The sequence below is a fragment of the Gordonibacter massiliensis (ex Traore et al. 2017) genome, assembly GCF_019731765.1.
GTDB lineage: Bacteria > Actinomycetota > Coriobacteriia > Coriobacteriales > Eggerthellaceae > Gordonibacter > Gordonibacter massiliensis.
Map to the genome: position 1 here is coordinate 440,343 of NZ_JAASIO010000001.1, position 13,432 is coordinate 453,774.

The 13,432-nt window shown below is 64.4% G+C and carries 9 protein-coding genes; 6 read left to right on the forward strand and 3 right to left on the reverse strand.

What is annotated here, in order from left to right; genetic code table 11:
• Window positions 1–462: 462 nt before the first annotated feature.
• The 4 genes from HCH03_RS01900 (at window position 463) to HCH03_RS01915 (ending at window position 5,967) form a co-directional block, all read left to right on the forward strand.
• Complete coding sequence (locus tag HCH03_RS01900) at window positions 463–2,667, forward strand: serine/threonine-protein kinase (protein WP_246599458.1); 2,205 nt, start codon at window positions 463–465, stop codon at window positions 2,665–2,667.
• Window positions 2,668–2,859: 192 nt separating this feature from the next.
• Window positions 2,860–3,369 (forward strand): GNAT family N-acetyltransferase, encoded by a 510-nt coding sequence (locus tag HCH03_RS01905; protein ID WP_221688127.1) that lies wholly within the window; start codon window positions 2,860–2,862, stop codon window positions 3,367–3,369.
• Window positions 3,370–3,573: 204 nt separating this feature from the next.
• Window positions 3,574–4,470 (forward strand): acetamidase/formamidase family protein, encoded by an 897-nt coding sequence (locus tag HCH03_RS01910; protein WP_080144234.1) that lies wholly within the window; start codon window positions 3,574–3,576, stop codon window positions 4,468–4,470.
• A gap of 81 nt (window positions 4,471–4,551) precedes the next feature.
• A complete protein-coding gene (locus HCH03_RS01915) occupies window positions 4,552–5,967 on the forward strand; it encodes an APC family permease (protein ID WP_221688128.1) in 1,416 nt (471 codons plus the stop codon).
• 110 nt (window positions 5,968–6,077) lie between these two features.
• On the opposite strand, the gene HCH03_RS01920 is transcribed toward HCH03_RS01915, so the two are convergent.
• The gene (locus HCH03_RS01920) at window positions 6,078–6,953 is read right to left on the reverse strand and encodes a PfkB family carbohydrate kinase (RefSeq protein ID WP_221688129.1); all 876 of its coding nucleotides are present in this window, start codon (window positions 6,951–6,953) and stop codon (window positions 6,078–6,080) included.
• Window positions 6,954–7,089: 136 nt separating this feature from the next.
• Window positions 7,090–7,287 carry a DUF6724 family protein gene (locus tag HCH03_RS01925; RefSeq protein ID WP_185904063.1) on the reverse strand — a complete coding sequence of 66 codons (198 nt, stop codon included), beginning with the start codon at window positions 7,285–7,287 and terminating at the stop codon, window positions 7,090–7,092.
• Window positions 7,288–7,456: 169 nt separating this feature from the next.
• Between HCH03_RS01925 and HCH03_RS01930 the strand changes: the two genes are divergently transcribed.
• Entirely contained in the window at window positions 7,457–10,198 is a 2,742-nt protein-coding gene (locus tag HCH03_RS01930; protein WP_221688130.1) for an ATP-binding protein, read from the forward strand.
• An 86-nt stretch (window positions 10,199–10,284) separates the two neighbouring features.
• On the opposite strand, the gene HCH03_RS01935 is transcribed toward HCH03_RS01930, so the two are convergent.
• The gene (locus tag HCH03_RS01935; protein ID WP_221688131.1) at window positions 10,285–11,244 is read right to left on the reverse strand and encodes a hypothetical protein; all 960 of its coding nucleotides are present in this window, start codon (window positions 11,242–11,244) and stop codon (window positions 10,285–10,287) included.
• 881 nt (window positions 11,245–12,125) lie between these two features.
• On the opposite strand from HCH03_RS01935, the gene serS reads away from it, so the two are divergent.
• The gene (gene serS, locus HCH03_RS01940; RefSeq protein WP_221688132.1) at window positions 12,126–13,415 is read left to right on the forward strand and encodes a serine--tRNA ligase; all 1,290 of its coding nucleotides are present in this window, start codon (window positions 12,126–12,128) and stop codon (window positions 13,413–13,415) included.
• Window positions 13,416–13,432: the final 17 nt, after the last annotated feature.

Below are 13,432 nucleotides of genomic sequence, written 5' to 3' on the forward strand. Positions count from 1 at the left end.
CTCTTTTGCATCCATGGGCTTGATTGCCAAACCGCGCGACCAGGGGAAACGTTGCTGCCTAGTCCAAGTGCCAAAGCTTCGGCGGTACCCTACCGTGATTTTTGCTCAGGAAACCGGGTTTGTTTTGCACGGAGCTGATTCTCGATACCGCGTTCCGCTTTGTGGTGCACCAAGAGAGCACTGTTGGCTTTGAAGCAAAGCCGCTCGGACAAGGTTGGGGTTGCGCCGCAGGATCGGCCTCGGCACGACCACCGAATGGCTCACCGGCAACGCGGCAAGGAGCAACGCGTTGCCCATGAGCGTGCCGGCAGCGATTTGATCCGGGAGCCGCGGCCTTCGCTGGCCGTCTGGCGGGTGCTGTGCTCTGAAGGAGAATGCGAAATGCGTTATCATGGTCGTCGCAGGCTCGAAACCCCGTCTGCCGCTTTCTGAAACGAACCCAAACGACCGCAGAGAAGGCGCATGGCACGCAACCAGCTCATATTGGATCGGTACCGGCCCATTGGAGAGTCGCGCTCGGGCGGCTTTGGTACGGTGCGCGTGGCATGGGACACGCGTATCCAGCGCAAGGTTGCCATCAAATGCATCGAGCTCGACGAGGGCGATGCGGCGCGCGCGGCGCTGCCGGGAGCCGATGCGGTGCGCCGGCCCCCCTCCGATGCGGACGACTACGCCTATCTCGAACAGGCGGACACAGCCGCCATGCCCAGCTTCGACGAAGTGGATTGGGACGACGTGCCGCCGTGGGAGGATCCTGTCGAAGCCGACGCGTTTCCATGGGATTCGTCCGACGTGCCCCCTTGGGAAGACCTCCCCGCCGCTCCGCCCCCCGACTTCGAAAGCCCCTTCCGCAAGAGGGACGAGGCTGAAGCGCGTCGAGCCGCAACTGAGAAGCACGGCAACCGCTCCGCCGCACGCTCGGCCTATGACGATTCGGCCGCTGGTCGTCGGGAAGGGGGAGCCGCCCTCGCCCGACGCGATCCGGCCGATGACCTTCAACCGGTGCGCTCGCTTTCGCGCATCCCCGGTTTAGACGAGGCTCGCACGGCCGCCATGCTCACCGATCCGAACATCGTCACCGTGTACGACTTCGAGGTGCAGGGGCGCACGGCCTACCTTATTATGGAGTACATCGAGGGCATCACCCTCACCGAGCTTCTGCGCGACTACGCCAGCTACCTCACGCTCGACATGGTCGCCGCCGTGTTCGGCTCGATCGCCCACGCGTTGGAGGTGGCCCACGAGAACCAGGTGCTCCACCTGGACATCAAGCCCGACAACGTGCTCATCAACCGTCAGGGGCAGGTGAAGGTCACGGACTTCGGCCTGGCCACGTTGGCCGACGCCGGCGGCTTCGGCGCGGCTGGCGGCGGCACCATCGGCTACATGCCGCTCGAGCAGATGCGCGGCCAGAACCTAGACGCGCGCTGCGACGAGTGGGCGCTCGCCTCCGTCACCTACGAGATGCTGGCGGGAGAGAACCCGTTCATCGCTCCCGACCTGACCCGTGCGGAATCCGCCATTGAAGACGCGGAGCTCGTGCTACCGTCGCTGTGCTGGGACGACCTCGATCCGGCAGCCGATGACGTGGTGTTCTACGCGCTCGACCCCGACCGCGAACAGCGCTACGAGAGCGTCACGGACTTCGCCGAGGAGATGGAGAAGTTCCTAGGCGAGCCGAAACAGGGTCATCGCGAACTGTCCGTCATTGTGGGCGATGCGCAGGGCGAGGGCGACGATGAGGAGGAAGCGGAGGTCGAGCGAGCGCCGCGCGCTCCTCGCGTGCCGTTGCGCGACCGTCTTACGTCGCGTCAAGCGACCATCGCCGCGCATGTCGTGGGGGCGGCCGGAAGCGGGGCGGTGGCTTTCGTCGCGTTGACGAACCTGCCGCAGATCGGCGGCTTGAACGGCATTTTCGGGCTGGCCGGCCCGATGGCGCTGCTGTTCTGGGGGCTGTTCGCGCTCATCTTGCTGGCCGGTGCGCTCAAGCCGCACCTGGGCGCGCTTTTGGCGTACTTTGCGCTGGCGGCCGCCCTTATCGCGCAGAACGCGCCGGCCATCGGATGCGTGCTGCTGGCGGCGACGGCGGTGTGGTGGTACTTCGCCGGTCGCGCGGGCAATGCGGCGGCGAACGCGGCGCTCGTCGTGCCTCTCGCCGGAGCTGTGGGCGGCAACCAGTTGGCGCCCGCTGCGGCGGGGTTCTTCCTTCCTCCCGCGAAAGCGCTTGGCACGACGGCGTTCGCGCTGCTCGTGGCTGCGATATTGGCGTCGTTCGGCACGGGGAACCTGCTGGGGTGGGACGCGTTCGCCTATGGGCAGTTCGCCGGCGTCGACGTGCAGGCGAACCTGGGCGCGCTGCTTTTGCAGCCCGCCACCTGGTGCGTGGCCGCGAGTTGGCTGGCCGCCGCAGGCGTGCTCGCCGTGTGTCGCCGCCGCCCGTCCCGCGTGCTCGAGGTTCTGGGCGCGGTCCTTGCCTCGGCGGCCCTGGTGGCCGGCATGTGCGCGACCGCCTGGCTCGCCTCGGGGCAGCACACCTGGATGCCCTCGGTGTCCGCCGTCGTGTCCACGGTCGTGGCCGTCGTCGCCATCGCCGTCGCCAGCTACTTGGCGCCCCCTCGCGCAGAAGAGTGGGCCGAATGGCCGGAAGAAGAGGCGTACGAAAGCTAGCGTCGAGCAGGGAGAGGCCGCGTAAAAGGCCGAAAAGCCGCACGTCGTTGGCGGCCGTGCCGTAGGACAAGGGCTCTGCCCTTGCCGTCGAACTGAGGAAACGCCGCATGTTGAGCGACAAGGGAAGAGCCCTTGCCCCACGGGTTCAGTCGAGCGGCGTTTCGACGCGGCTTTTGCAAAGGAGGCGCCGCTATGGAATGCAGGTTGGCTGCGGAAGAAGACTTGCCGCAGATCAAGCGTATGTACCGAGCGATAATCGAGCGCATGGACGCCGACGGCATCCGCATATGGGACGACGTGTACCCCTGCGAGTTCTTCCAAGGCGATATCGAGCACGGTCGCCTTTACCTTTTGACGGAGGGCGACGAGATGGTCGCCGCCTTCGCCCTGAGCGACTCGAATCCGGGGGAAAGCTCCGTGAAGTGGAGCGACGCCCAGGCCAAAGCATGCTACCTCGATCGTCTGGGCGTGAACGTGCGATTCGCGAGGAGAGGCGTCGGCAGCGCCGCGCTGCGGAGGGCGCAGGATCTCGCTCGCAAGCGCGGCGCTCGTTACCTGCGCCTTTTCGTCGTGGACATTAACGTGCCGGCTATCAACCTCTACCGCAAAAGCGGCTTCTCCCAAGCGGATGGCGTTCGCGTCGAGCGAATCGACGTCGACCTCGTCCTGCAAGAGCTCGGCTTCGAAATCGCTACGACGTAGGCAAGAGGTTCGCGACGCGGATGATCCCCTACGGTGATCGCCGCCGTCCCGTTGTCTTTCCAAGCTCTTTTCTTCTTCAAATAATGCGTGCGCTCTCCTGTTGCCAGGAGTATTCTGGATGCGCCATGGTAGCGTGCTCTACTGCGACGAAGAGCGCGCTTTCCAAACAGCAGACAGGAAACGAGACAGCGAAAGGAGAAGCCCATGCAGCAATTGGGAGACGAGCGCGTCCTGTTCGCGTTCGCCCGCGACCTCGAACCGGCGCTTACGGTGGCGTCGGGGGAAACGGTGCGCATCCGCACGCAGGATTGCTTCGGCAACCAGGTGCAAACGCCCGAGGACCAGCTGGACGAAATCGACTGGGACGCCATCAACCCGGCCACGGGGCCCGTGTACGTGGAGGGCGCGGTGCCCGGCGGCGCGTTGAAGGTGAAGATCGAGAGCATCGAGCTCGATGCGCAGACGGCATCGTGTACGGGCAAGGACGAGGGCGTGTGCGGCGACCGCTTCGACGCGTGGAGCACACACCTGTGCGCCGTCGAAGACGGGAAGCTGGTGTGGAACGAAAAGCTGTCCATTCCGCTCAACCCCATGATCGGTGTTATCGGCGTTGCTCCGGAGGGCGAGCCCGTGAACTGCGGCACGCCGGGCAGCCACGGCGGCAACATGGACAACACCGCCATCACCGCGGGGGCCACGCTGTACTTCCCGGTGGCCGTGGAGGGCGCGCTTTTCGGCTGCGGCGACATGCACGCGGCCATGGGCGACGGCGAGATCAGCGTCTCGGGCGCCGAAGTGGCCGGCTGGGCCACCGTCACGCTCACGGCGCTGCCCGATTTGCGCCTGACGGACCCGCTCATCGAGAACGACACGCACTTCGGCGTGATCGCGTCGGCCGAGACGCTCGACGCGGCTGCCGATCGCGCCGTGCACGAGATGGTGGACCTGTTGCACGACCGCACCGGCACGCCCGAGGACGAGCTGGTCATGCTACTGTCGCTGGTTGCCGACGTGCAGGTGTGCCAGATGGTCGACCCGGAGAAAACCGTGCGGTTCATGGTGCCCAAGTACGTGCTGGACGCGCTCGGCTTCGCGCTGTAAGACGGCGATCGGCCGCCGGTGACGCCCGGCCCGCCGGAACCGTCGCAAACAATTGAAACTTCGAAACAGGGGGATACTGTCATGACTGAAGAGCAGAAAGCGGTTTCGGCCGCCAACGCCGCCGCCCAATCCCAAAGCGCCGCTAGCGAGGCCGCGCTCGAGGCGATGGGCTACAAGCAGGAACTCAAGCGCGCCATGTCCGTGCCCGACATGCTGGTGTACGGTCTCATCTTCATGGTGCCCATCGCGCCGTTCGGCATCTACGGCGGCGTGTTCGGCGATTCCGGCGGCATGCCGGCCCTCGTGTACCTGGTGGGCATGATCGCTATGATCTTCACCGCGTTCTCCTACGCCACGCTTTCGCAGGCGTTCCCCGTGTCCGGCTCGGTGTACGGCTACACTAGCCGCGGCATCAACAAGCCCGTGGGGTTCGTGACCGGTTGGACCATGCTGCTCGACTACCTGCTGGTTCCCACGCTGCTGTACGTGGTGGCGGCCCAGGCCATGAGCGGCATCGTGCCGGAGGTGCCGGCGCTCGTGTGGGGCATCCTGTTCGTGGCCATCAACACGTTCGTGAACATCCGCGGCATCGAGCTCACCGTCATCGTCAACCGCGTGGCCGTGGTGCTGGAGCTGCTGTGCCTGGCCGTGTTCGTGGTCATGGGCGCGCTGTGGATCGCCACCGACCCGCTGTCCAACGGCTTCACCCTGCAGCCGTTCTACAATCCCGAGACGTTCAACCCGGGCCTCGTGATGAGCGCCGTGTCGCTGGGCGTGCTGTCGTTCCTCGGGTTCGACGGCATCGCCACGCTGTCCGAAGAAGCGAAGGACGCGAAGAAGGGCCCGTCGAAGGCCATGGTGGGGTCGCTGCTCATCGTGGGCTTCCTGTTCATGCTGCAAACCTACATCGCCGGGTGCCTGAGCCCCGACGGCGCGGTGTTCGCGGACGATCCGGACAACGCGTTCTACCTGGTGGCGGAAATCGCAGGCGGCAAGTTCCTGTACGTGCTGTGCGCGCTGGCCACGGCCATCGCCTGGGGCATCTTCAACTCGCTGGCCGCGCAGACGGCCATCAGCCGCATCCTGTTCGCCATGAGCCGCGACGGCAACCTGCCCAAGGCGCTGGCGAAGGTGCATCGCAAGTACCAGACGCCCTACGTGGCCGCCGCGTTCGTGGGCGCGCTGTCGCTCATCCTGGTCATCGTGTTCGAGCAGCTGGGCATCGACGCCATCTCGCGCCTGGTGAACTTCGGCGCGCTCACGTCGTTCTGCGTGCTGCACGTGACGGTGGTGTGGCACTTCTTCATCAAGAACCGCGACGGCAAGGTGTTCACGCACCTCATCCTGCCGCTTCTGGGCTTCATCATCGTGGGGTACACGTGGATCAGCCTCGACCCCGACTCGAAGACCATGGGCATCATCTGGGTTGTCGCGGGCATCGTGTACTACTTCGTGCTGCATAAGGTAATGAAGAAGAACGTGGACTTGGAAGTGTAGCGTTTGGCTGTGCCCGTCGCCGCGGGCGCCCGTTCGCCGCATGAACGAAAACGGCCTGGGGAGCGCTTCCCCAGGCCGTTTTCGTTCATGCGGCGATGTGCGTGCGGCCGCTACAGCAGCTCGCACACCTTGCCCAGCAAGGGCTCGAAGCTCACGCCGCGGTCGCGGAACTCGGGCTGCTGGGCGCTCACGATCATGGCGTCGTGCACGAAGTCGCCGGCGAAGCGCACGGCCTCTTCCAGCGAACGGCCCGCCATGACGGCGGCCAGCAGGCACGACGCGTACAAATCGCCCGTGCCGTGCAGCATGTAGGGTAGGTACTCGTTGTGCACCTCCACGGTTTCCGCATCCACGCCGCCCACGAAGTTGCGGATGCACGTCTCGCCCTCGCGCTGGATGCCCTTCAGCACCACGTGCTTCGCGCCCTTCGCCACGAGAGCGTCCACCAGGCGGTGCGCCTCCTCGTCGGAGATGTCGGTGCCGCCCCAGTCCTCGCCGATGGGCTCGCCCAAGATGATGGCGGCCTCGGTCAGGTTCGGCGTGAGGATGTCGGCGCCGCAGGCCAACTCGGCCATGGCGTCGCAGAGCTCGGGCGTGTAGGTGGGGTACACCTTGCCGTGGTCGGCCATCACCGGGTCCACCACGCGCAGCGCGGCGGGGTACATGGCGTACAGATCGCGGATGCGGTCCACCTGCTCGGGTGCGCCCAGGAAGCCCGAGTACACCGCGTCGATCTCCACGCCGATGTTCTTCCACGCCGCCAGGTAGTCGGCCAGCATGTCGGTGGTGTCGTGCATGTACCAGCCGGGGAACGCCGTGTGCGACGAGAACAGGCCGGTGGGCACGGGGCACACGTCGCAGCCGGCGGCCGACAGCACCGGGATGGCCACGCCCAGCGAGCACTTGCCGTAGCCGCACAGGTCGTGCACGGCGGCCACGCGGGGGATGTAGGCGCCTTCGCGCTGGTACAGGGTGGTTTCGCTCATAAGTCGCTCTTTCTCGAAAGGGTTTTTGCGTTAACGATAGAATGCAGATTTCGTGGCGCGCGAATCGTTACCGAGTTGAAAACGGGCGCCGTGGGCGCCCGCGGTGCTTCATCTTTGAATGTGAAACGATAACGGCTTACTTCTCTTCGTCTTCGTCATCGTCGTCGAAGAACGACCAATCGTCTTCGCCCGCCTCGTGGTTGGCGAAGCGCTTGCGGGTGCGACGCTCCATGATAATGCAGGCGATTATGCTGACAACCAGCCCAATACCAATCAAGCATCCGATGCCCGGGATCGTCTCGAACAGGAAATGGTACACTTCACCGAAGTCCATGGCAGCCTCTTCGTCCTATCTATGCAAAGCCCGCCAGCAGGCGGCGCTTGTCCGATTTCGACATATGGGTAGAGTATACTATGCCCATGCAAATACGGGATACCTCCGCGGCGAGAATCCTTGATATACGTGAACGTATCGATCTGAATAATGCAAAGGTTGTGGGCGCATGTGCGCTGGAATCCGAGCGAAGCGCCATCGGCAATTCGCCGTCTACATCGTTGCCGCCCTTGCCGCGGTCGTCGTTCTGGGAGCCTCCTTCGGGCTTGTGGGCTACATCGACCACAAGCTCAAGCAGGGCGCCGAGCAGCAGGTGGTCACGTTCACGCAGCAAACCGCCGGCAACGTGTCGGATCGCGTCTACGTCATCCAGAACACCATCGGGGCCTTCGAGGTGCAGTCGGCCGACCCCGCTGCGGTCGTGCCGGCCCTCAAGAGCTTGCGCGACCGGTTCGGCTTCGTGGAGGTGGCGTTCGTCGGCATGGACGGCAAAGGGTACCTGTCCGACGGCGGGCCTTTCTCCGTCGACGATATGGAGCAGCCCGAAACGGCGCTTTCGCAAGGCAAGGAGTCGTATTCTCCCACGTTCACGCTCGAGGACGGCCGCGGCGCGCGCATGGCGCAACGGCCGCTTTACCTCAATGGACGGCAGGTGGGCGCGCTGTACGTGCAAATTCCCCTGAACATGTTCTCCATGCCCCGCAAGCTGGACATGTTCGACGGTCGCGGATACTTCATGCTGTTCCAAAAGTCGACGGGGGAGATACTGGTGCCTCCTTCCGAAGACACGAAAACGCCGATAGACGAGGGCATGACCGTGTACTCGTTCCTCGATCAGGCGTCGAACTACGAGCCGGTTGCGGGCGAGAGCAGCTTGGCGGATTCCGTTGCCAGGTCGCTCGGCAACGACACGGAGAGCCTGTCCGCCTTGGCCGACACGGTGGCGGCAGGCGAAACGGGGCTCGCCACGGGGCCGGTGGACGGCAAAGAGAGCTACGTGTGCGTCGCCCCGGTGGCAAAGGGCGGATGGTACGTGTGCAACGTCATCCCCGTGGAGAACGTGCGCGCCGAGGCCTCCATCGTGCTCACGGCGTTCAAAGTGGTGTTCGCCGTGGTCGTGCTGTGCTTCGTGGCGGTTATCGCGCTCATGTTCTCCGCGTATCGCAAGCGCATGCTCGAGCGCAACGTGGCCATGAAGTCGCGCCTGTACAAGGCCCTGTCCGACAGCTTGGACATGGCGGTGAACCTGTACTGCCCCGCCGATGGCACGGTCACGCCCATCGTGGCGAAGGCCGTGCACATCTTGGGCTACACCATGCCCGAGATCATGGCGAACCCCCGCATCGCCGACCAGCTGGAGCTTTCCGACGAGGGGGTCGACCTGCTCGATCGTCTGCGCAACGACGCGGTGGGCGGCTTGCAGCAAGGCGAGTTCTCGTTCGTGCACGTGCAAACGGGCAAGGTTCGCTGGATATCGTATTCCGCCAGCCCGCTCGACTACGAGGACAAGCGGCGCATCATGGTGGTGTTCCGCGATGCCACGGTCGAAAAGGAGCTGCAGCTGTCCATGAAGGACGCCATGACGGCCGCCGAGGCCGCCAACCAGGCGAAGTCCGAGTTCCTCTCGCGCATGAGCCACGAGATACGCACGCCCATGAACGCCATCATCGGCATGCTGCAGATAGCCAAGCTGCACGCCGACGACCCGGAGAGAACGGCCGAGAGCCTGGGCAAGATCGGCGCCGCGTCGGACCACCTGCTCAACCTCATCAACGACGTGCTGGACATCTCGAAGATCGAGAGCGGCAAGATGGTGCTCGCCAGCGAGCCGTTTCGCCTGTCGGTGCTGATGGATCGCGTGACGGCCGTCATCAGGCCCCAGTGCGAGCAGAAGCGGCAGACGCTCGAGGTGGTGAAGCCGCCCGAAGACGAGGTGTTCGTGGGCGACGCCGTGCGCCTGCGCCAGCTGCTCATCAACCTGCTGACGAATTCGGTGAAGTACACGCCCGAAGGCGGGCACGTGCGTTTGGAGGCGACGGTCGGCACCGACTCGGTCGTGGCGTACCGCTGCGTGGCGTTCGTGGTGGCCGACGACGGCATCGGCATGACGGAGGAGTTCCAGAAGCACCTTTTCGAGCCGTTCGCCATGGAAAGCCGTTCGACCTCGCAGGGCACCGGCTTGGGCATGCCCATCGTGAAGAACATCGTCACCATGATGGGCGGCGACATTCACGTGCGCACGGCCGTCGACCGGGGGACCACGTTCACGGTGGCCGTGAGCCTGCGCGTCGCGTTCGAGCCCGAGCGCCGTGCGTTGGAAGAGGCCGAGCACGCGGAAGCCTCTTGGGACGACGAATTCGACGTTTCGGGACGCCCTCGCGAACTTCCGGTGTCGAGCGCGCTCGACGTGGCTTTCGACGGCCTGTACGGCACGAAGTCCCGCGTGCCCACCCCTTCGCACCTGGTCGCCGACACCGCAGGACCCGCGACGTCCCCCCTGCCCCCGGCAATCTGCCCGCCGGGCACCCGCGTGCTGCTGGTCGAGGACAACGATTTGAACGCCGAGATCGCCCGCGAGCTTTTGGGCGAGTCGGGCCTGGTGGTTGAGTGGGCTGAAAACGGCGAGGTGGCGTGCCGCATGTTCGACGAATCGGAAGAGGGCCACTACGACGTGGTCCTCATGGACGTGCAGATGCCGGTGATGAACGGGTACGAGGCCACGCGCTGCATCCGCGCGCTCGATCGGTCCGACGCCGGCAGCGTGCCCATCATCGCCATGTCGGCGAACGCGTTCGCGGAAGACGTGCGCGCATCGCTGGAAAGCGGCATGGACGCCCACCTCTCCAAGCCCATCGACATGCAGCGCGTGATGGAGGCCATAGCCGTGCACCTGCGCAAGCGCCGCGCGTAGCGCGCGTGGGGCATGGGGTCGTAGAGCCTGGAGGGTCGGGTACGCCCGTGCAAGCACAGCGCAGTGCCCGGCCGATGGGGACGCTGCTAGCGCCTTGGTTGCGCGAGCAGCGTCGTGCGCAGCCGTAGCCGGCGTGCCGGGAAGTCGTCTCGCCGCACGCGCACGCGGCGTCCTGTGTGCTTGGCTAGCAGTCGGGCCGCTTCGTCGAAATCGCGCACGCTTTTTAACTGATCGTTCGTCATAGACACCACGTAGACGCCTGCCCGGCCGAGCGTGCTGCGGCGTTTCGAGTCGTGTGCGATGTTCCGTGGTGCCGCGTGATGGCGATCGCTGTCGTATTCTACGGCCAATCTGTGTTGGGGCCAGTACAGGTCGCAGTAGAGGGTTTTCGCAACGGAACCGGCCGGCGTGACCTCTTTGATCTGTACTTCGCGATTCATTTGGGGTATTTCTAGGCCGTAGCCGCCTTCGGCATGGGGAAGGCACAGCAAGGCGGCCGTGACGGTCTCGCGCGGCGAGGCCGAGCGGTCGGACAGGAACTCAGCTGCTCGCCGTGCTTTCTTCACGCCGGCGAAACCTTGCATCCGGTTCGTGAATGCGAGCAGCTTTGCCGCACTGGAGACCGGGCGGGCTTTCACGAATCCGCTGGGAGCGTCGTTCGAAAGTCGGTAGTACCCGCAGAGCTCGTAGCCCACCAGCGTCAGTTCGGGAATGGGAAGCTGCGACGCCATCAAGAAAAACGTGAGTTCGGGAGAGGCGACGTACAGGTTCTTGCCCACTTTGACAAACGAGCCGGCAGGCATCGGCTGGGAAAGCACATGGCAAACCACGCGTTTCGATCGGTTGCGGCCCGAGGAGCTCGCCGTCAGAATGTGCAGCGGGCTTTCCCTCATACCGAGCATTTTGCAAGGAAACGTTGTGATTTCGCGAATGCCGGTTGTGGCGTTCGCAAGCGAAGGACTGTGCGACAGACGGGCAGGCGGCCGTCCCAGCGGATGGGTTCGCCAATACTCCAATGCCGAGCTATGACCGATAAAAAGAGCCATGTACAAAGCCTATCACGCAGGTAGCGGAAGGTTGTGGGACAGTCTTCGCAAAAATGCCTCATTGCAGGATTTTGCATCGCATTCTCAGGCGTGATCGGTTCCATCTTTAAACGCGCACGCAATGTAGTCATGCTGGCGATTGGATCGCGTTCCGGGATCGTGCCCACGATGGCTGGTCCCACAACGAATCGCGTCCGTGGCCAAACCGGTTCTATGGCAAATCGCGTCCATGTCAAAATCGCGCCTGAACGAAACCGGCACGGTGACGAAACCGGTTCCGCCGCTTGCGCTCGTAGTCGAACCGGTTGTGACATGCACGCCAGAAGAAGGCGGCCCAGGATGGGCCATCAGACGGGCCGTCGGCCTTAGGTGGAGCCGCGATGTCGTTTCCGTTTCCAAAAATCGAGCGTATGTGGGTCAAAAAAGACGATATTAGGGGGTTTTGAGAACATTGTTCTTTCCCAGCGTGTTGCCTTTTTTGCGACGCCATCGCTTTGACCTGCGCGTTTAAGTAAGTTCTGCAGAGTGCGGTTTTCTTCTTGTCCGATTTCGTCGCTCAAACCCCCTAATATCGTCTTTTTTGACCAAGACGGGCAAAATTTCAGGAAATTGGATTTTGGGATGACTCTCAAGCGCGTTTTCCGATGCTGCTCTGCTGGAAGGTGGATATCTCGACCGAGAGCACCATCGCGGGATCATGTGAATGGCGCGCGCCATCAATGTCGCCCAGTTCACTGGCAGAGGGAACGCACAGGGCGGCATCGCGCGGTCTTGCGGGCAGCGGGAGGGAGCATGACAAGGGCGTGGAGGATTGCGGGAGGCGGTTGCTGGTAGGTTATACTAAAACGATAACAAGTTCCTACCAAGAAGGAGCGCGTCCCATGCTAGACATCAAATTCGTTCGCGATAACCAAGAAGCCGTCGCCGAGGCGATGAAGAACCGCCACGCTTCGTGGGATGCCGCGCGCTTCTCCGAGCTCGACGAGACGCGCCGCGCCGCCATCGCGAAGGAAGAGGCTCTGCAGGCCGAGCGCAACGCCGCGTCGAAATCCATCGGCGCCATGATGGCCGCCGGGCAGAAAGACGAGGCCGAGGCCGCCAAGGAGCGCGTGCGCGCCATCAACGACGAGATTTCCGCCATCGGCGCCGAGCGCGAAGCGGCCGACGAGGCCCTGCGCGAGTTGCTGCTGGCCACGCCGAACATGCCGGCCGACTCCACGCCGGTGGGCGACGACGAGGACGACAACCCCGAAGTGCGCCGTTGGGGCACGCCGCGCGACTTCGTCGCCGAAGGCTTCGAGATGAAGCCGCACTGGGACCTGGGCCCCGAGCTGGGCATCATCGACTTCGAGCGCGCGGTGAAGCTGGCCGCCAGCCGCTTCATCCTGTTGGGCGGCCTGGGCGCCCGCTTGGAGCGCGCCCTCATCAACTTCATGGCCGACACGCACGCGTCGCGCGGCTACAAGGAATGGTGGTGCCCGGCCATGGCCAACGCCGAGACGCTCACCGGCACCGGCCAGCTGCCGAAGTTCGAGGAAGACCTGTTCCACACCACCGAGGGCCTGTACCTCATCCCCACGGCCGAGGTGCAGCTGACGAACATCCACGCCGGCGAGGTGCTGGACGCCGGCCAGCTGCCGCTCAAGTACTGCGCGTTCACGCCGTGCTTCCGCGAGGAGGCGGGCAGCGCCGGCCGCGACACGCGCGGGCTCATCCGCGTGCACCAGTTCGACAAGGTGGAGATGGTGAAGTACGCCAAGCCCGAGGAGAGCTACGATGACCTGGAGGCCATGGTGGCCGACGCCGAGAACATCCTGCAGCTGCTGGGCCTGCCGTACCGCGTGATCAGCCTGTGCACGGGCGACATCGGCTTCTCCGCCGCCAAGACCTACGACCTGGAGGTTTGGCTGCCCAGCTACAACAACTACAAGGAGATTTCCTCCTGCTCGAACTGCACGGACTTCCAGGCGCGCCGCGCGAGCATCAAGTACCGCGACCCCGGCGCGTTCAAGGGCTCGCGCTACGTGCACACGCTGAACGGCTCCGGCCTGGCCGTGGGCCGCACGATGGCCGCCGTTATCGAGAACTACCAGCAGGCCGACGGCACCGTGCGCGTGCCCGACGTGCTGGTGCCCTACATGGGCGGCGTCGAAGTCATCGCGCCGGAATAAGCGCTGCGGCAACTCGA